Origin of the sequence: Nocardia sp. NBC_01730, assembly GCF_035920445.1 — a bacterium.
GTDB lineage: Bacteria > Actinomycetota > Actinomycetes > Mycobacteriales > Mycobacteriaceae > Nocardia.
This window is the reverse complement of sequence record NZ_CP109162.1, coordinates 8,534,871-8,553,954: the sequence shown is the minus strand read 5'-3', so window position 1 is coordinate 8,553,954 and position 19,084 is coordinate 8,534,871. Positions and strand designations below refer to the sequence as shown.

Genomic DNA, 19,084 nt, shown 5'->3' with positions numbered 1-19,084 from the left:
GCGCTACGGCGGGCGGCGGGATTCGGCACGCGCTTGAGAATAGGGACATCGCGCCGCGATGGCAACTACATTCTGCGCCCGATTTGTCTACTGGCGAGTATCGTTCGCGCAGTTCAGGCGACCGCGGGACTGCGAAGGTACTGTCAGTGGACATGGGTCTCCTCGCCATGACCATCCCTGGCCTGTCCATCCTGCTCATCGGGCTCGCCTTTGTCGAAGTCACCTGGAACAAGCTCACCGGAAGCCGCGTTCTGCCCTGGACCCGCAAACGATCGGGCCGCCCGGTCTCGGCCGTGGGCTTCGAGGAGGTGACGGCGGTATTCCAGGGTTCGAAGCAGCACGAGTTCGAGCAGCGGATGACGACACTGATGCACAAGGAAGACAAGTCCGACGGCGCGCCGCCACGTGACGAGGTGGATCTCACCTCTGGTTCGGCGCGCCTGGTCCGGCATCAGCCGTAGCGAAACATCGCACATGGCAGCGAGTTCCGGGCGCCTCCACCCGGAACCCGCTCTCGCACTGTGGTGTTCGTCGCTCAGCGGGCGATGACCTCGTTCAGCTTGCCTGTGGCGACATCGAAGACGAAGCCGCGGATCGAGGCCTTATGCGGCACGAATGGGCTGGACACGATGCGCGCGATCGACTGGCGCACATCGGTTTCCGGGTCCGCGAACGCCTCTGCCGACCACTCCGGCTCGAGCCCGGTCTCCTGCTCGATGGCGGCCTTGAAATCATCGTCGGTGAAGGTGAGCATGCCGCAATCGGTGTGGTGAATCAGAATGATCTCCCGGGTGCCGAGCAGCCGCTGACTGATGGCCAGCGAGCGGATCTCGTCGGCGGTGACCACGCCGCCCGCGTTGCGAATGACGTGCGCCTCGCCCTCGGCGAGGCCGAGCACGTCGTAGACGTTGATCCGCGCGTCCATACACGCCACCACGGCGACGCCCTTCGAGGGCGGCAGCGGCAGCGGGCCTTGGAAGGTACTCGCGTAGGCCGCGTTGTTCTCCAGGTACTGATCGGTGACAGTCATCGGCAATCCCTCCGCTTGGCATGCATGCCTCTCTACATGTGACGTGCCTCACGGTAGGTGGTCGAGCATAGCGGGACACGGGTCATGCTCATCGTGATTCGTTTACTGGCGCGGCGGTCTCGACGAGGCGGACCGGTCCGATCGGATCCGGCCTGCCGCGTTGATCGATGGGCTCAGTGCGCGGCGGCGTCCCAGCTGCGGCCGACACCGACGGAGACCTCGAGCGGCACCGACAGGCTGATCGCCGAGGACATCTGCTCGCGCGCCAGCGCCTCGAGCGTCTCCCGCTCCCCCTCGGCGACCTCGAACAGCAATTCGTCGTGGATCTGCAGCAGCATTCTGGAGCGCAGTCCGGCGGCCCGGATCGCGTTGTGCACGTTGATCATCGCGACCTTGATGATGTCGGCCGCAGTGCCCTGGATCGGGGCGTTGAGCGCCATCCGGTCAGCCGACTCGCGGCGCTGCCGGTTGCCCGAGTCCAGGTCGGGCAGATAGCGGCGGCGCCCGAACAGCGTCTCGGTGTAGCCGACCTTGCGCGCCTGCTCGACCACCTCGTACAGGTAGTCGCGGATCCGGCCGAAGCGGTCGAAGTAGACATCCATCTGCTCCTTCGCCTCGGTGTTGCTGATCTTCAGTTGCGCGGAGAGTCCGTAGGAGCTCAGACCGTAGGCGAGGCCGTAGGACATCGCCTTGATCCGGCGGCGCAGCTCCGGGCCGACCTCGGCGATCGGGATGTCGAACGCCTTCGACGCGACGAAGCTGTGCAAATCCTCGCCGGAGTTGAACGCCTCGATCAGGCCCGCGTCGCCGGACAGGTGCGCCATGATGCGCATCTCGATCTGGCTGTAATCGGCGGTCATCAGCGACTGGTAGCCGGAGCCGACGACGAAGGTGTCGCGGATCTGCCTGCCGGTGTCGGTGCGGATCGGGATGTTCTGCAGATTCGGCTCGGTCGAGGACAAGCGACCGGTGGCGGCGATCGTCTGATTGAACGTGGTGTGGATGCGGCCGTCGTCGGCGACGCATTTGAGCAGGCCGTCGACGGTGACCTTCAACCGGGTGGCGTCGCGGTGCGCGAGCAGATGTTCCAGGAACGGGTGCTCGGTCTTCTCGAACAACGACTCCAGCGCGTCCGCGTCGGTGGTGTACCCGGTCTTGGTGCGCTTGGTCTTCGGCATGTCCAGCTCGTCGAACAGCACCACCTGCAGCTGCTTGGGCGAGCCGAGATTGATCTGCTTGCCGATCACTTCGTAGGCCGCGTCGGCGGCCTCGTTGACCCGGTCGGCGAACTGGCGCTGCAGTGTCTGGAGTTGCTCGGTGTCCACCGCGATGCCCGCGTCCTCCAGTGTGGACAGCACGCCGAGCAACGGCAGCTCCATCTCGGCGAGCAGCGGCGTGGATTCGATCTTGCGCAGCTCCTCGTCGAGCGCGTCGGCGAGATCCGCGACCGCGCGGGCGCGCAGCATCTGCGCCCGCGCCAGCTCGGCGTCGACGGTGTCCTCGTCGTCGAGCAGCGACAGCTGTGGGGTCTCATCGGTTTCGGCGCGCAGCTCCCGATGCAGATAGCGCAGCGAAAGGTCGTCGAGGTTGAAGGTGCGCTGGCCCGGACGGACCAGGTAGGCGGCCAGCGCTGTGTCGCTGGTCAGGCCGCCGAGAGTCCAGCCGCGCCCGCGTAGGGCGTGCACGGCGGCCTTGGCCTCGTGCAGCGCCTTGGGCACGGCCGGATCGGCCAGCCAGGTGCCCAGCGCGGCCTCGTCTTCCGGGGTGAGCACGGTGACGTCGATATAGCCGCTCTCGCCGTCGCCCGCCGCGATCGCGAGCGCACGCGCGTCACCATGTCCGGGCGTGCCGGCGCCGATGATCGAGACACCATGGCGCACACCAGGTTTCGCGTGGTCGGCGAGCCAGGCGGCGACCGCGCCGATCTCCAGCGCGCCGCCACTGATCTCGAAACCGGCGTCGGCCTCGGGCGCCGGCGGGGCCAGCGTCTCGAACAGCCGGTCGCGCAGCACGCGGAATTCGAGGTCGTCGAACAGCTGGTGGATTTTGCCGCGGTCCCACGGCGCCTGCGCCAGCTGGTCGGGCGTGTAGGGCAGCGGCATGTCACGGATCAGCTCCGTCAGCTGCCGGTTGAGCACCACGCTGCTCAGGTTGGCGCGCAGCGCGTCGCCGACCTTGCCCTTCACCTCGTCGACCTTGTCGACCAGCGTGTTCAGATCACCGTACTCGCGGATCCACTTGGCGGCGGTCTTCTCACCCACGCCGGGGATGCCGGGCAGGTTGTCGCTCGGGTCGCCGCGCAGCGCCGCGTAGTCCGGGTACTGGTTCGGGGTGAGGCCGTATTTGGCCATCACCTCCTCGGGGGTGAACCGGGTGAGGTCGGAGACGCCCTTGCGCGGGTACAGCACGGTGACGTTGTCGTCGACCAGCTGGATCGAGTCCCGGTCACCGGTGACGATGAGCACCCGGAAGCCCTCGGCCACCGCCCGGGTGGTGAGCGTGGCGATGATGTCGTCGGCCTCGAAGCCGTCGATCGCCATCACCGGGATGCCCAGCGCCCCGAGCACGTCCTTGGTCAGCTCGACCTGCCCGCGGAACTCGTCCGGCGTGGTGCTGCGGTTGGCCTTGTACTCCGGGTATGCCTCGGCGCGGAAGGTCTGGCGCGACACGTCGAACGCGGCGGCGACGTGCGTCGGTTTCTCGTCGCGCAGCAGGTTGATCAGCATCGCGGTAAAGCCGTACACCGCGTTGGTGGTCTGCCCGGTGACCGTCTTGAAGTTCTCCGCCGGTAGCGCGAAAAACGCGCGATAGGCGATTGAATGCCCATCCAGCAACAGCAGCGTCGGCTGGTCACCCGACGCGGGATCGCTGGAGCCGGAGGCGGGGGCGGGACGCGAAGCGGTCGTGGGTGAACTCACGCCCCAGAGTCTAAGGACCGCCACCGACACGGCGGTACGGCGACACCCACCAGCCACACGCCGCTGTGGGGAAGGACCGCACACGCGGAAGCGTGCCCAGAATCGACGGCGCGCGTGGCGCCGCTCACAACATCGCGACCAGCTCGCGCAGGACGGGCAGGCTCACCGACCCCGACCCGAGCACCACATCGTGGAATGACTTGATGTCGAAGTCCGCGCCGAGCCGTTCGGTAGCCGCCACCCGCTGGCGCCGGATCTCCAGCTGGCCGACCTTGTAGGCAACCGCCTGCCCCGGCATCGCGATGTAGCGGTCCACCTCCACGGTGATCTCGCCGAGCCCGACCGGCGCGTTGGCCACCATGAAGTCGATAGCCTGCTGCCTGCTCCAACCCTTCACGTGCAAACCGGTGTCGACCACGAGACGGCACGAGCGCCAGGAGTCTCCCGCCAGCATGCCGAGGCGTCCGAGATCGTCCTCGTACAAACCCATCTCGTCGGCCAGCCGCTCGGTGTAGAGCGCCCACCCTTCGACAAACGCGGTGTTGGCGAACGATTGGCGCTGGAAGCGTGGCAGGTGGTCGAGCTCGTTCGCGATGGTGAGCTGGAGGTGGTGGCCGGGAATCGCCTCGTGGTAGGCCACCGACGCCGTCTCGTAGCGGCCGCGGCCGGTGGGATGGTGCTGGTTGACGAAGTAGGTGCCCGGCCGCGACCCGTCGGCGGCGGGCGGGAAGTAGTACGCCGCCGGCGAATCCGCGGCGAGGAACTCGGGTACCGGCACGATGTCGCAGGATTCCTTCGGCAGCCGGCCGAACCAGTTGTCCATCTCGGCCGTGGCCAGCGACAGCGCCCTGCGCGCGTCGAACATGATCTGCTCGGCGTCGGCATAGCACAGCTCGGGATCGTCACGCAGCCTGGCGAACACCTGGCCGAGGTCCCCGGTGCCGAACAGTCGCGCGCCGACGGTGGCGTACTCTTCGCGCAGCTTCGCCAGCTCGGCGAGGCCGAGTTCGTGGATCTCCTCGGCGCCGAGGTCGGGCAGCGTGGTGTGGTGGCGCAGCAGCCGCCCGTAGATGTCCTCGCCGTCGGCGCCGAGCCAGCACAGCCCTGGCTTGTCGTCGGGGCGGCTCACGGGCAGCAGCTCGTCGTACAGCGCGTCGCGGTAGACCTGGAACGCGGGCCGGATGACATCTCGTGACACCTCGGCCAATTCAGCGCGCCAGTCGGCCTCGCCATCCCAGCCTTCCGGTCCCGCGAAGGTGACGAACGGGTCGGCGGTGTGGTCGGAGGCCAGGTAGCCGTCGAGCTGGTTCAGCGAGCGCTCGATGGTGATCCGCGCGGGTGTGCGTCCTGCCGCCAGACCCGATCGGAACCGATCCACGGCCTGCCCGAGCAGGTCACCGAACTGCCGGTAGCGCCGCACCAGCGCCAGTGCGTTCTCCGGCCGGGGTGCGTTGATCTGCGGCGCCACCATCAGCATCAAAGCGTGCACGCCGTTCATCTGGTCGGACGCCAACTCCACCGGCCGCCACTCCAGGTGCTCCACCGCGCCGCTCAGCTCGGTGCGCAGCAGGCTGCGGGTGATGCGGTCGGTGCGGCCCAACCGGTCGGCGTCGAGGGCATCGACCGCGTGCAGCAGGTCGCGCCAGGTCGACAGCAGCCGCTGCTCCGCCTCGACGGACAGATCCTCGATCCGGTCGTCGAATCGGCGGTCGCCGAGCAGGGTCGCTTCGCTCGGCGCCGCCTCGAGCACGCTGTCCCAGTACCGCTCGGCCAGGCCCATCAGCTCGTCATGACCATCCATGATCACGATCATGCCTCGAGCAAGGCCGCGCGGCACCGAGGTTCGCAGCCCTACCCGACGCCGAGGTAGGCCGACTTGACGGCGGGATCGGTGAGCAGTTCGCGGCCACCGCCGGTCTTGGTGACCGCACCGGTCTCCATGATGTAGGCACGGTGGCTGCGGACCAGCGCCTGCTGCGCGTTCTGCTCGACCAGCAGCACGGTGGTGCCCTGCTGGTTGATCTCACTGATGATCCGGAAGATCTGCTGGATCACCATGGGTGCCAGGCCCATCGACGGCTCGTCGAGCAGCAGCAGCCGCGGCCGGGCCATCAGTGCACGGGCGATGGCCAGCATCTGCTGCTCGCCGCCGGAGAGCGTGCCGCCGACCTGTTTGCGCCGCTCGCGCAGCCGCGGAAACAGATCGAACACCCATTCGAGCGTCCGGTCGTACTCGGCCTTCTGCTTGAAACCCCGTCCGTAGCAACCCATATCGAGGTTCTCCTGCACCGTCATGCCGGGGAAGACACCCCGGCCCTCCGGCGCCTGGATCAGCCCGTGGGTCACCCGCTCGTGCGCCTTCATCTGGGTGATGTCGCGGCCCTCGAACAGGATTCGGCCGCGCGTCAACGGCAGCAGCCCGGACATCGCGCGCATGGTCGTCGTCTTGCCCGCGCCGTTGGCACCGAGCAGGGTGACCAGCTCGCCCTCAGCCACCCTCAGCGAGATCCCGTGCAGCGCTTGGATTCTGCCGTAGTTGACGACCATGCCCTCTACCTCGAGCAGCGGGGCGTCCGCACCGGCGTCGCGCTCGTCCGGTTTGCGGAACACGCCGGCCCGCGGGCGCGGCTCCGCGGCCGTCGGCGGCATGCCCGTGGCCTCGTCCGGCCGGGGCGCCGCTCCCACAGCGGGCGCGCCCTGCTCTTCGCTCGCCTCCCTGCCGGATTCGATGACCTCGGTGTCCGGGACACCGAGGTACGCCGCGATCACGGCCGGATTGTCCCGGATGTACGCGGGCAGCCCGTCGGCAATCTTGCGGCCGAACTCCAACACCACGATCCGGTCGGTCACGCCCATGACGAGCCGCATGTCGTGCTCGATCAGCAGCACCGTGAACCCGTCGTCGCGGATCTTGCGGATCAGGTCCATGAGCGCGGACTTCTCGCTCGGGTTGAACCCGGCCGCCGGCTCGTCGAGGCACAGCAGTTTCGGCTCGGTGGCGAGCGCGCGGGCGATCTCCAGCCTGCGCTGATCGCCGTAGGATAGATTGCGGGCTTTCTCCACCGCCCGCGGCGCGATGCCGACGAACTCCAGCAGCGCCATGCCGCGCTCGATCGCGTCGCGTTCTTCGCGCCGATGCCGCGGTGTGCGCAACGCCGCACCGGGCACCGAGGTCTTGTGCCTGGCGTCGGTACCGACCACAACGTTCTCCAGCGCGGTCATCTCACCGAACAGCCGCACGTTCTGGAACGTGCGCGCGATGCCGAGCCGGGTGATCGTGTTGCGCTTGGTCTTCGTCAGCGGCTTGCCGTCGAAGTACACCAGTCCCGACGCGGGCTGGTAGATACCGGTGATCGCATTGAAGCAGGTGGTCTTGCCCGCGCCGTTGGGTCCGATCAGGCCGAGGATCTCGCCACGGCGGATCTCGAAACTGACGTCGTCCAGTGCGGTGAGGCCGCCGAACTTCACCGTGAGGCCGTCCGTCCGCAGCAGCGGAGCACCGACGGCGGTCTCGATCTCCCGACGCGGCGCGACGACTTCCGCGACGGTCTCGGCATCGGCCAGACCAGGGACCACGGCGGTCACGTCGACCGTGCCCGCGCTCTCCACCTCCGGCTCGGCCGCGTAGCCCGCTGCCATATCCTCGTTGTCGAACAGCGCGTCACCCGCGCCAGGCCCGGTCATCGTCCCGCTCCGATCGGCTCGCTCGGGACCGGTCTGCGTACGGCCTGGTACACCTGCCTGCCGTAGGTGAGCAGCTTCTGCCGCACCGGGAACAGACCCTGCGGACGCAGAATCATCATCACCACCAACGCGAGTCCGAAGTACAGATACTTGAGGTCACCCAGCGACTGCGCACCGCCCTTGCGGAACAACAGCACGCTACCGAGCAGCAGCAGCGCCAGCACGCCGGTGACCACCATGCCGGTGATCACCCCTCGTCGCGGCCACCCGCCGAGCCGGTCGCCCAGCAGCTTCCAGCCCGCGAACAAGGCGACGAACACCACGGCGTCGATGATCAGCAGGAGATACCCGGTCGACTCGTTGCTCACCAGATTCACCGACTGCAACCGCGCGGGCAGATAGGCGATGACGAATGCGCCGAAGATCACCCCGAGTTTGTTGCCCTGGCCACCGATGACCACCGCGCACAGAAACAGCATCGAGTTGATGATGTTGAATCCGGTCGGGTTGATGAACTGCACCTGACCGGCATAGATCGCGCCGGACATGCCGCCGACCGCGGCGCCGATCATGAAGGCCCACAGCTTGAACTTGAACGTCGGAACGCCCATGATCTCGGCCGCGTCCTCGTCCTCGCGGATGGCGACCCAGGCGCGGCCGACCCGGCTCCGTTCCAGGTTGCCGACCAGCAGCAGCACGAGGATCACCAGAACCATGCCGAACCAATACCAGTAGGTGCCGTAGCTGGCGCGATCCAGGATGTTCGCACTGTCCGGGTTGCCGCTGTTGCCGCCGGAGAACACGCCTTCCGGCTTGCTCGCGGACGCGCCGACGTGCGGATAGGCCACGCCGGACAGGCCGAGGCTACCGTTGGTGAGCTCGGTGAGGTTGTCGGCGAGCAGCCGGACGATCTCACCGAAGCCCAGCGTCACGATCGCCAGGTAGTCACCGCGCAGGCGCAGCGTCGGCGAACCGAGGATCAGACCCGAGACCGCGGTCACCGCGACCGCGATCGGCAGGCACGCCAGCCATGCCCACTTCGGATCCAGCCAGCCGCCATCGGTCTGATTCCACGGACTGTTGGGGCTGGTGAGCAGGCCGACGGTGTAGGCGCCGACGGCGTAGAAACCGACATAGCCGAGGTCGAGCAGGCCAGCCTGCCCGACCACTACATTCAGGCCAATGGCCAGCAACGCGTACATCGCCACCTGAGCCATCACCAGACCGAAGTTGTAGGACGGGGTATCCAACAGCGGCGGAGGGAACAGCGGGAGCAGCGCGAGCAGAAAGAGGATCGGGACGCCGACGCCCCACTGCGCGGGCCTGCTGAGACCATCCCACCAGGTACGGAGCGTGTCGCCGAGGCCGTGTCGCCCGGGTTCCGGCGCGGTCTTGGTCGTGTCGGTCATGCGCGTGCCCTTCCGAGACTCTCGCCGAGGATGCCGGTCGGGCGAACCATCAGCACCAGGACGAGCACCACGAACGCGACCACATCTCGCCACTCGGTGCCGAACAGGATCTGGCCGTACTGCTCGACCACGCCGAGCACGAGACCGCCGAGCAGCGCGCCGCGCAGGTTGCCGATTCCGCCGAGCACCGCAGCGCTGAACGCCTTGATGCCGAGAATGAACCCGCCGGAGTAGATGACCCCGTTCGGGATTTTGAGTGTGTACAGCATCGCCGCCGCTCCTGCGAGCACGCCGCCGATGAGAAAGGTCAGCATGATGACCCGCTCCCGCGACACGCCCATCAGCGTCGCGGTGTCCGGGTCCTGGGCCACGGCGCGGATGCCGCGACCGAACTTGGTCCGATTGATCAGAACCTCGGTGACGATCGCGAGCACCACCGCCGCGATCACGATGAGCAGCATGATGTTGGTGACGTCCGCGCCACCGAAGCTGAACTGCACAGTCGGCTCGACGAGCCGAATCGTCTGTTGCGCGTTGGTGCCACCGAGATCGGGATCGATCTTCGGCAGCACGAAGTGCACCAGTTCCTGGAGCACGAACGACATGCCGATCGCGGTGATCAGAAAGCTCAGCGGTTTGGCACTCCGCCTGCGCAACGGGCGATAGGCCACCCGCTCCAATCCGACGGCCGCACCGCCGGATATCGCCATACCCACGATCATCGCCAGCCCGAGATATATGACGGTCAACACGACACCCTGGGTATAGACATCGGGACTGGCGACGAATCCGAAGATCATCAACCCGATCAATTGCCCGAACAATCCGAGCATGAATATCTCCGAGTGGGCGAAATTGATCAGCCGCAATACGCCGTAGACCAAGGTGTAGCCAACGGCGACCAAGGCATAGATAGCGCCGTAGGTCACTCCGTCGACGGTCAGTCGCCAGAAACTATCGATCAACCCTTGATAGTTGAAGTCGATCGAGCCGCCGACGAGTTGTACTGTGTCGGCCAATGCCATTGAATTCATTCGTTTTCTGCCCTCATCCATCGGCCCACCGAACAACAGCACGTATGGGGATTCGCCCCATACGTGCTGTGTCGGAATTCGGGGCTACTTGACCTCGTACACCCAGATCAGTGCGTTCGACAGCTCACCGTTCGGGTCCCACCTGTACTGACGCGCGAGGCCGGCACCGTCGTACGTCCGCACATACTCGAGCAGATCGGGGCGGGTCACCTTGCCGCTGTCGATGCCCTTGGACAGGATCGTGGTCAGGTCGTAGGCCTCGACCGAGTAGACGCCCGGCGCCTGACCGTTGGGCGCCTCGTAGTCCTTGGCGAACTCCTCCGGCGCAGGACCACACGGGCACGACAGCTTCGCGCCCTTGGCCGCACTACCCGCCTGTGCGACGAACTGCGGGTCGTTGGTGCCGTCAGCGGAGACGAAGACCGCCTTCACACCGCCGGACTTCAGCTGCTGGGCCAGCGGGGCGGCCTCGGAGTAGTAGCCGGAGTAGAAGATGGCGTCCGGATTCGCGCCCGCCACCTTCGTGACCGTCGCGGAGAAGTCCTTGTCGCCCTTCTTGATGCTGGCGGCGCAGGCCGGGTCAGCGGCGGAGCCGAGTCCCTCGGTGATCGACCTCGCCAGCCCGGTGCCGTAGTCGGTGTTGTCCTGGATGACGCAGACCTTCTTGTAGCCCTCGGTGTTGACCAGGTACTTCGCCACCGAAGGGCCCTGCACGTCATCATTGGCCAGACCGCGGAAGAAGCTGGTCCAGCCGTTCTGGGTCAGCGTCGCGTTGGTCGCCGACGCGGTAACCGAGACCAGGCCCGCGTCGCTGAGGATCTTTCCGGTCGCCTTCGTCTCCCCGGAGAACCCGGGACCGACCAGGCCGACGATCGACTTGTCGTTGACGATCTGCGGGATCACCTGGGTGGCCTTCTGCGGGTCACCCTCGGTGTCGAACTGCTTCAGCTCGACCTTGCACCCAGGGTTCGCCTTGTTGTGCTGGTCGAGGGCGAGCTTGACGCCGTTCACGATATTGATGCCGAGCGCGGCATCCGGGCCGGTCAGCGCGCCCGCCATGGCGATGGCCGTGCCGGGGGCGCAAGTCGCCTTGCCGTCGCCTGCGGGATCGGCTGCCTTGGCCGTGTCAGCCTTCGGCACTTCCTTGCCCTGCTGGTCGACCTGCATGACCGGCTGGATGGACAGACCGCCCGAACCATTGCTGCCCGACGAATCCGAACTACTGCTCGTGGATTTGTCGCTACAGCCTGTCAGCACCAGCGCGGCGGCAGCGCCGATGACCAGAACACTTCGCGTCGTACGACTCCGGCATGTCGAACTAAGCACGTTTCACCTCTAAGTTCTGTGCTCCCCCGGGATCACCGAGGAGGCCGACCACGTCAGCCCGGTCAGAACATAGCGTTGGTACGTTATTTCCGCATCACATTCGCATCATGCGCGGGACATCGTGTCGAACTCTTGTTCACGATCGTGTTTCGTCCGAGTAAATTCTTCGGCCGATGCCACAAGCCGATGTCACTTGGGAGTCAGATTCTCCAACACGACCTCGGCGACGGCCTTCATCGTCGTCCGCCGATCCATTGCCGTGCGCTGAATCCACTTGAACGCCTGTGGTTCCGAAAGGCCTTGGGTCTGCATCAGAACACCCTTGGCACGCTCCACCAGCTTGCGCGTCTCCAGCCGATCGGCCAGATTCGCCACCTCGCTCTCCAGCGCCGTGATCTCGTGGAAGCGGCTCGCCGCCAATTCGATGGCAGGCACCAGATCCGATTTCGTGAACGGTTTCACCAAGTAGGCCATCGCACCCGCGTCGCGCGCCCGCTCCACCAGATCCCGCTGACTGAACGCGGTCAGAATGACCACAGGGGCAACACGTTTCGACGCGATCTCCGCCGCCGCATCGATACCGTCCCGGCGCGGCATCTTCACATCCATGATGACCAGATCCGGCCGGTGCTCCACCGCGAGATCGACCGCCTGCTGGCCATCGCCCGCCTCGCCGACGACCTGATAACCCTCTTCGGTGAGCATCTCGACCAGATCCATGCGAATGAGCGCCTCGTCCTCGGCGACGACGACCCGCTTCGCCCCGGCGCCCCGCTTCGTGCCGGCGCCCCCAGCTGCTGTGCTCATAGGTAGACCCCTCTGGTTCCGATGCCTGTCCCGACACACCGTGAGACCGCTGTCGCACCACACGACCAACGGCCGGCCATCAGGCTGTCGAGTGATGTAAAGAGTACCTTTCACTTCGGCACAGAACGCATATACCCTGCGCAAACCGCGCCCCTCGCGCTGCCGAAGACAGCCCATTCGCTTCCGGAGCGCAGTACCCGCTATAGTTGCCACCCGGTGCGCCGAGTTGGCGGAACTGGCAGACGCGACGGTCTCAAAAACCGTTGTCCGAAAGGACGTGTGGGTTCGAGTCCCACACTCGGCACCAAGGTAGAACGCGGGTTTTATGATTTCGCCCATGCGCACGCAGACCGCAGCTGCCCGGACTCCCGCGTCCATCGCATCGGCCACGGCGTCGGGATCGCGGCAGGGATTCGTTCGTTGTCTTCGCAGGCGGCCGCGAGGGGTGGACCAGCTCCTCGTCCCTCATCGAACCGTTTCGGCGGCTGGATCGTTGTTCCGCGTAGGGTGAGCGGTAGACCCCCGGCGGAGGTATGCGATGAGGGTGAACAGGACGACTGTCGATCTGTCCGACTATCCAGAACTGGTCGTCATCTACCTGGGGATGCGGGTCAGACGACCACGGGGCATGCTGCGACTGCTCGGACTCGGGCCCAAACTGTATCGCTCACATCAGGATCGACCGGACGGACTGCTTCTGCACGAAGACGTCGTCTGGTCGCTGTTCCCACCACACTGGGGGGCTCGGCAGTACTGGCGCGACCTCGACAGTCTCGAAGCATGGACCCGCTCGGCGCCGCACCGGGACTGGTGGCGGCGGTTCCTGCACGACTCCGGCGGCACCGGATTCTGGCACGAGGCATACTTCGCGCGCGGCGGAATCGACGCCATGTACGACGACATGGACACCCCGACCGGGCTTGCCCGATTCGCGCCTGTGATCGCCTCGCGCGGGCGGGCGTTCTCGACCCGGGGACGCGTCGAGGACAAACCCGCCAAGGTCGCGCCCGTGGTGCCCGAATCCGCACTGTACGACAACGAATCCGAGTAGTCCCGCAGTCACGACAAAGGAACTGCGGCAACTCCACAGTGACGTAAGCCACAGGCCATAGGGCCGCAGGGGCGCCTTTCGACCAGGCCATCGAGCTGGGCTTCGGTGCGGGGCCGCGCACCTTCACGCTGCTGGAAGCGCAGCGGATCGCCCACGTCACTGGCGCACGCACGATCGGCGAGCTGCATCAAGCGCGCAACGACCTGTCGCTGGTCGGCCGAGAGAACATCGCCGACCTGGTCGGGTTGTCGGCGCTGGTTTCTGCGAGGTCGGCGACAGTATCGCCGAGGCGCTCATCCCGCTGCTGCTGGCGCTCGGTTCGCACGAGCAGCCCCGTCCGCGGAATGACGACCGTTCCGGGCTGGTGATCCGGCCCGGTGCGGCGCCCGCGCCGCCAGCGGCCTTTCTCGCCGCGCAGCGCACGCGCTGACCCGCGCTCGGACGCCATCGAAAACACCAGGCAGCACCCCGGCTGCATTTAGTTCCTGCCCCGAGGGTTTACACTGCCCGCGGACAACAACTTCCACCGTTGATGGTTCGACACACGACAGGAATCAGACATGCCGAAACGAATTTCGGATGTTTCGCTCCATGTTTATGTGACACCGCAGACACTCGAACGTGTCGTCGAGACCGTTCGCGAGGTGGTGGACGACCACCTCGCCGAGCGTGACGTGTTCGCCTGGCGCTTCACCCTGCCGGTCGACACCGACGACCCGGCCCACGTGGCCCTCGAAACCCACTGGCGCGAAGTACATCTCGACCGAGTGCCGGAAACCCGGTTCACCTACGAGATCGCACTCAGCCTCGTCGGCGCGCCCGACGAACTGACCGACGACGACGTGGCCGCGCTGGAACGGCAATTGCTGCACGGAATCCACGCCGTCGCGCGGACCGAGCCCGGACAGAAGATCCCGGTCTCGATCCGCGCCTCGCAACGCACCGACGTGGATCTCGACATCGATCTCGAACTGCTGTAGCGGGAACCTACTCCGCCGATTCCCGCCTGCGCACGGGGAAGTGGCGGATGAGCCCCTCCTGCACCGTAGTGGCGAGCAGGTCGCCGCTGCGGGAGTAGAAACGTCCGGTCGCCAGTCCGCGGGAGCCCGCGGCCACAGGAGACTCGGTGGCATACAGCGCCCACTCGTCGAAACGGAAGGGGCGGTGGAACCAAATCGAGTGGTTGATCGTCGCCGCCACGATCCGGTCCAGTCCCCAGGAGAGTCCGTGCGTGGTGATGATCGAGTCCAGCACCGTGGTGTCGGATGAATAGCCGAGCGCGGCAACGTGAATCAGCGGGTCGTCAGGCAATCGGCCGTCCGCGCGCATCCACACCCGGTTGTGGTTGAGCCGCTCCCCCGTGCCCTTCAGGATCCACGCCGGGTCGTTGGTGTAGCGCATGTCGATCGGGTGCGGCGCATTGACGAACATCTCCAGCTTGTCCTCCAAGCCTTCGAAGCTCTCCTCCACTCGCGGCAACGTCTCCGGATCGGGCACGTCCGGCTGCGCGTGCGCGTGTTCGAGTCCCTTGCCCCACTCCTGGAACGCGGCGAGCATGACGAACAGCTCGTTCCCGTCCTGGCTTGCGGTGACTGTCCGGTTGGCGAACGCGCGGCCGTCCCGGTGGCGGTCCACCCGGTACTCGATCGGCTTCTTCACGTCGCCGCCCCGCACGAAATGCGCGTTGACGGCATGCACCGGACGGTCACCGACCGTCCGGCCCGCCGCCATGATCGCCTGCGAGACGAGCTGGCCGCCGAAGGTCCGGCTCCACACCTTCGCGGGGTGCTGACCGACGAACACGTCCTCGTCCATCTGCTCCAGATCGAGCAGGCCGAGCAGCACGTCCAGGTCGGAGCCCTCCGCGGGCGCCTCCTCGATGCCGACGCTACTTAGGGAAGCAGTCACTAATGGTCCTCCTCGCCGATGCGGTGCACGTGGATCAAGTTGGTGGAGCCGACGGTACCGGGCGGGGACCCGGCCACGATGACCACCAGGTCACCCTTTTGGTATCGCTCCATCGACAGCAGTGCTACATCCACCTGGTGGATCATGGCGTCGGTGCTGTTCACCGTCGGCACGATGAAAGTCTCCGTGCCCCAGGTAAGCGCCAGTTGGCTGCGCACTTCCGGCAGTGGCGTGAACGCCAGCAGCGGCAACGGGGTGTGCAACCGCGCGAGGCGGCGCACTGTGTCGCCCGACTGGGTGAAGGCGACCAGCGCCTTGGCATTGAGCCGCTCACCGATGTCGCGGGCGGCGTAGGAGATCACGCCACGCTTGGTGCGCGGCACGTGGGTCAGCGGGGGCACCTGGGTCGACTCGGTCTCCACCGCGTGCACGATGCGCGCCATGGTGCGCACCGTCTCGATCGGGTACTTGCCCACCGAGGTCTCGCCTGACAGCATCACCGCGTCGGCGCCGTCGAGCACCGCGTTCGCCACGTCCGATGCCTCGGCGCGGGTCGGGCGGGAGTTCTCGATCATCGACTCCAGCATCTGGGTGGCCACGATGACCGGCTTGGCGTTCTCGCGGGCCATCTGGATGGCGCGCTTCTGCACGATCGGCACCTGCTCGAGCGGCAGCTCGACGCCGAGGTCTCCGCGGGCGACCATCACCGCGTCGAAGGCCAGCACCACGGCCTCCAGGTTGTCGATCGCCTCCGGCTTCTCCAGCTTGGCGATCACCGGCACCCGGCGGCCCACCCGGTCCATCACGTCGTGCACCAGCTCGACGTCGGACGGGGACCGCACGAACGACAGCGCGATGAAGTCGACGCCCAGCTTGAGCGCGAACTCCAGGTCCTCGATGTCCTTCTCCGACAGCGCGGGCACCGACACGTCCATACCGGGCAGCGAGACGCCCTTGTTGTTCGAGACCGGACCGCCCTCGGTCACCCGGCACACCACGTCGTTGCCCTCGACCCCGGTGACGGTGACCCCGACCTTGCCGTCGTCGACCAGCAGCCGGTCGCCGGGCTTGGCGTCCTTGGCCAGCTCCTTGTAGGTGGTGGAGACCCGGTCGTGGGTCCCTTCGACGTCGTCGACGGTGATGCGGACCTCTTCACCCGTCGCCCAGACGGTCTTGCCCTCGATGAAGCGGCCGAGGCGAATCTTCGGCCCCTGCAGGTCGGCAAGAATGCCCACCGCTCTGCCGAGGTGGTCAGAGGCCTGACGCACCTTCTTGTAGTTCTCGGCATGGTCCGAGTGTTCGCCATGGCTGAAGTTCAGCCGAGCCACGTCCATACCGCTCTCGACGAGTTCGCGGATACGGTCCTCGGTGGCAGTGGCCGGGCCGAGCGTGCACACAATCTTCGTCCGTCGCATCACGGGTAGAGCCTAGTCCCGCCTGATACCTGGGTCGTCGCCCGGCCATGGTGAAAGCTTGATGAAAAATATGAACTATCATCGCGCGACGTGGCGGGCAAGCCGAGTTTCCAGCCGGGTCTGCCCGAATCCGAGGACCAGGCAGATGACCCAGTAGTAGATCGCCGCGACGCCGTACAGCGCGAAGAAGTCGAAGGTCGGCGCGGCCGCCAGCTGCGCGACCCGTAGTAGCTCGGTCACCAGGATGGTCGAGGCCAGCGAGGTGTCCTTCACTAACGAGATGAGTGTGTTGGACAGCGGCGGCACCGCGATCCGCGACGCCTGCGGCAGGATGATCAGCCGCATCATCATCGGGTACGACATACCCAGCGCCTTGGCCGCTTCCCACTGCCCGTCCGCGACACTGAGAATGGCGGCGCGCACCACCTCGGCCGCGTAGCCGCCGACGTTGAGGCTGAACGCGATCACCGCCGCAGGGAACGGGTCGATCACGATGTCGAACTGCGGCAGCGCGTAGAACACGATGAACAGCTGCACCAGCAGCGGCGTGCCGCGAATGATCGAGATATAGAAGCGGGCCGCCGCCGACAACGGCCACATCGGCGACATCCTGGCCAGCGCGACGAACAGCGCGATCACCAGGCCGATGGCGAAGCTGATCGCGGTCAGCGGAATGGTCTTGGTGACCGTGGCCTGCAGCATCGGCCACAGGTTGTGCCAGATGAGATCTCTCGTGGCGGCGTCCATGAACGGTGTCGGCTACCGGCTGACGTCGGTGCCGAAGTACTTCTCGGAGATCTTCGCCAGGGTGCCATCGGCGCGCAGCTCGTCGAGCGCCTTGTCCACGTCGGCGATCAGCGCGTCGTCCTTGCGGGCAGCGAAGGCCTGCCGGCTCACCGCTCCGGTCTTGCCCGCGACCTTCATGCTGGTGTCGCCGGTCTTCTTGGCGTACTCGGCGACGGCGAGGTTGTCGTTGACGGTGGCGTCGACACGGCCGTTCTTCAGCAGCTGGATGGCCTGCACGAAGCCCTCCACGGCTTCGACCTTCGCACCCGCGTCGGTGGCGACCTTGCTCCAGTTGCTCGTGGCCGACTGCGCGCAGGTCTTGCCGTTCAGATCGGCGAGGGTGGTGATGGCGTTGTTGTCGGCGCGGGTGATGATCACGCCCGCCGAGGTGGTGTAGGGCGTGGACAGCGCATACTTGTTTTTGCGCTCGTCGTTCACCGTCACCTGGTTGGCGACCAGCTCGAAGCGCTTGGACTCCAGACCGGCGAAGATGGCGTCCCACGGCGTCTGCACGAACTCGACCTTCTTGCCGAGCTTGTCGCCGACCGCCTGGATCACCTCGACGTCGTAGCCGGTGAGCTTGCCGTCGGAACCCTGGAAGCTGAACGGCGCGTAAGTGCCCTCGGTGCCGACCTTCAGCACGTTCGGGTCGCTACTGCCGCAAGCGCTGAGCCCGCCGGCGGCGACGATGGCGAGCATTGCGGCGGCGAACAGCTTGCGACGCACGGGGTATCCCTCTCTTCGGTGCGTGGAGCTCCACACACGACACGCAAAATCCGGCCCATGCTACGCCCGGACCCGCGCGATGGACAGTATCTCGATCATCATGCGCCGCAGGGTTGTGCTCATTGCTTTCGCACCCACATACGCGGAGAGGCGGGCACGTCGCGCCCGCCTCTCCGTCGTATCGATGCCCGCGGTCAATCTCGCAGCGGGCGACCGTTGGGATCGGGCACCTTGCCGACGAGGATCATGATGCCGTCGATGAGGCCCCAGATGCCGCCGAGGCCGCAGGTCACGATGGTGACCAGCAGCTGGGCGACGCCCAGGCCGGTGTAGCCGAGGTAGAAGCGGCCGACGCCGAAACTACCGAGGAAGATCTGCAGCAGGCCCGCGATCAGCTTCTGCTTGTCCGACAGCGGCACACCGTAGGGGTCCCGACCCCACGGCGCCTCCGGGTCGTTCGGGTTGTAGCCCTGCGGGCCGCCGACGTACGGCGCGGGTGCGTAGCCGCCGGGCTGCTGACCGTACGGGTCAGCGGGCTGACCGTACTGCGGCTGACCGTATTGCGGCTGACCGTACGGGGCAGCAGGTTGGCCGTACTGCTGCTGGGCGTAGGGGTCCGGCGGCGGACTGTACTGCGGCTGACTCGGCGCGTCCTGCGGCTTGTTCAAGTCCGGACCCGTACCGGACGGGCCGTACTGCGGACCGCCGACTCCTGGGTTCTGCTGGTAAGGGTCGGTCACTCATGTCCTCCTCATTCGTGCGGGCACCCTTCTCGGCCCCCGATCTCGATGAACCGCCGAGTTACCGATCCCGACGATCACGAGTCATTGTTACCGGGATCGACCGGGATTGTCGCCTCTGGGCATTCAGCAGTCGCAGGGGTATCGCGGCGCGTCTCTGGTTCGTTGCCGTAGCGGGAAATCCTGGGCATCGGCGGTAGCGGATCCGCGCGTGAGCCGGGTTCGCATCGACCCCGGCTCGGCGGATCAG

17 protein-coding genes, 1 tRNA gene and 1 pseudogene are annotated in these 19,084 nt (G+C 66.4%); 4 read left to right on the top strand and 15 right to left on the bottom strand.

Annotated features, from left to right (window positions below):
• The first annotated feature begins 152 nt into the window (after window positions 1-152).
• Complete coding sequence (locus OHB12_RS35390; protein ID WP_327121775.1) at window positions 153-461, top strand: DUF6191 domain-containing protein; 309 nt, start codon at window positions 153-155, stop codon at window positions 459-461.
• A gap of 74 nt (window positions 462-535) precedes the next feature.
• Here OHB12_RS35390 and OHB12_RS35385 read toward each other — a convergent pair whose 3' ends face one another.
• The 9 genes and pseudogenes from OHB12_RS35385 to OHB12_RS35345 all read right to left on the bottom strand — a co-directional run bounded on the left by OHB12_RS35385 (window position 536) and on the right by OHB12_RS35345 (window position 12,208).
• A complete protein-coding gene (locus OHB12_RS35385) occupies window positions 536-1,030 on the bottom strand; it encodes a beta-class carbonic anhydrase (protein ID WP_327114748.1) in 495 nt (164 codons plus the stop codon).
• Window positions 1,031-1,203: 173 nt separating this feature from the next.
• Complete coding sequence (gene polA / locus OHB12_RS35380; RefSeq protein ID WP_327114746.1) at window positions 1,204-3,948, bottom strand: DNA polymerase I; 2,745 nt, start codon at window positions 3,946-3,948, stop codon at window positions 1,204-1,206.
• Between the two features lie 124 nt (window positions 3,949-4,072).
• Window positions 4,073-5,749 carry a DUF885 domain-containing protein gene (locus OHB12_RS35375; protein WP_327114744.1) on the bottom strand — a complete coding sequence of 559 codons (1,677 nt, stop codon included), beginning with the start codon at window positions 5,747-5,749 and terminating at the stop codon, window positions 4,073-4,075.
• 50 nt (window positions 5,750-5,799) lie between these two features.
• Window positions 5,800-6,495, bottom strand: a complete 696-nt coding sequence (locus tag OHB12_RS35370) for an ABC transporter ATP-binding protein (RefSeq protein ID WP_327121773.1) — start codon at window positions 6,493-6,495, stop codon at window positions 5,800-5,802.
• A gap of 183 nt (window positions 6,496-6,678) precedes the next feature.
• A pseudogene (locus OHB12_RS35365) lies at window positions 6,679-7,632 on the bottom strand (ABC transporter ATP-binding protein); the annotation flags it as partial.
• Window positions 7,629-9,041 (bottom strand): branched-chain amino acid ABC transporter permease, encoded by a 1,413-nt coding sequence (locus OHB12_RS35360; RefSeq protein ID WP_327114742.1) that lies wholly within the window; start codon window positions 9,039-9,041, stop codon window positions 7,629-7,631. The gene OHB12_RS35360 and the pseudogene OHB12_RS35365, both read right to left, overlap by 4 nt.
• Window positions 9,038-10,075, bottom strand: a complete 1,038-nt coding sequence (locus tag OHB12_RS35355) for a branched-chain amino acid ABC transporter permease (protein ID WP_327114740.1) — start codon at window positions 10,073-10,075, stop codon at window positions 9,038-9,040. Before OHB12_RS35355 ends, OHB12_RS35360 begins: the two co-directional genes overlap by 4 nt.
• A gap of 84 nt (window positions 10,076-10,159) precedes the next feature.
• On the bottom strand, window positions 10,160-11,401 hold the full coding sequence (locus OHB12_RS35350; RefSeq protein ID WP_327114737.1) for a branched-chain amino acid ABC transporter substrate-binding protein: 1,242 nt from the start codon (window positions 11,399-11,401) through the stop codon (window positions 10,160-10,162).
• 189 nt (window positions 11,402-11,590) lie between these two features.
• A complete protein-coding gene (locus OHB12_RS35345; RefSeq protein WP_327114735.1) occupies window positions 11,591-12,208 on the bottom strand; it encodes an ANTAR domain-containing response regulator in 618 nt (205 codons plus the stop codon).
• Window positions 12,209-12,428: 220 nt separating this feature from the next.
• Between OHB12_RS35345 and OHB12_RS35340 the strand changes: the two genes are divergently transcribed.
• Window positions 12,429-12,515: transfer RNA gene (locus OHB12_RS35340), tRNA-Leu, on the top strand.
• Window positions 12,516-12,746: 231 nt separating this feature from the next.
• Window positions 12,747-13,259 carry a monooxygenase family protein gene (locus tag OHB12_RS35335; RefSeq protein WP_327114734.1) on the top strand — a complete coding sequence of 171 codons (513 nt, stop codon included), beginning with the start codon at window positions 12,747-12,749 and terminating at the stop codon, window positions 13,257-13,259.
• Window positions 13,260-13,446: 187 nt separating this feature from the next.
• On the opposite strand, the gene OHB12_RS35330 is transcribed toward OHB12_RS35335, so the two are convergent.
• The gene (locus tag OHB12_RS35330; protein WP_327114732.1) at window positions 13,447-13,707 is read right to left on the bottom strand and encodes a hypothetical protein; all 261 of its coding nucleotides are present in this window, start codon (window positions 13,705-13,707) and stop codon (window positions 13,447-13,449) included.
• A 112-nt stretch (window positions 13,708-13,819) separates the two neighbouring features.
• Here OHB12_RS35330 and OHB12_RS35325 point away from each other — a divergent pair, with 112 nt between their 5' ends.
• Complete coding sequence (locus OHB12_RS35325) at window positions 13,820-14,239, top strand: hypothetical protein (protein WP_327114730.1); 420 nt, start codon at window positions 13,820-13,822, stop codon at window positions 14,237-14,239.
• A 7-nt stretch (window positions 14,240-14,246) separates the two neighbouring features.
• Here OHB12_RS35325 and OHB12_RS35320 read toward each other — a convergent pair whose 3' ends face one another.
• The 5 genes from OHB12_RS35320 to OHB12_RS35300 all read right to left on the bottom strand — a co-directional run bounded on the left by OHB12_RS35320 (window position 14,247) and on the right by OHB12_RS35300 (window position 18,834).
• Window positions 14,247-15,074: an acyl-CoA thioesterase gene (locus tag OHB12_RS35320; protein WP_442800168.1), complete on the bottom strand. Its 828-nt coding sequence runs from the start codon at window positions 15,072-15,074 to the stop codon at window positions 14,247-14,249.
• Window positions 15,075-15,166: 92 nt separating this feature from the next.
• Complete coding sequence (pyk, locus tag OHB12_RS35315) at window positions 15,167-16,585, bottom strand: pyruvate kinase (protein WP_327114728.1); 1,419 nt, start codon at window positions 16,583-16,585, stop codon at window positions 15,167-15,169.
• 75 nt (window positions 16,586-16,660) lie between these two features.
• Window positions 16,661-17,329: an amino acid ABC transporter permease gene (locus tag OHB12_RS35310; protein ID WP_327114726.1), complete on the bottom strand. Its 669-nt coding sequence runs from the start codon at window positions 17,327-17,329 to the stop codon at window positions 16,661-16,663.
• Between the two features lie 12 nt (window positions 17,330-17,341).
• Window positions 17,342-18,094: an amino acid ABC transporter substrate-binding protein gene (locus OHB12_RS35305; RefSeq protein ID WP_442799915.1), complete on the bottom strand. Its 753-nt coding sequence runs from the start codon at window positions 18,092-18,094 to the stop codon at window positions 17,342-17,344.
• A 194-nt stretch (window positions 18,095-18,288) separates the two neighbouring features.
• Window positions 18,289-18,834, bottom strand: a complete 546-nt coding sequence (locus tag OHB12_RS35300; RefSeq protein WP_327114724.1) for a TM2 domain-containing protein — start codon at window positions 18,832-18,834, stop codon at window positions 18,289-18,291.
• Window positions 18,835-19,084: the final 250 nt, after the last annotated feature.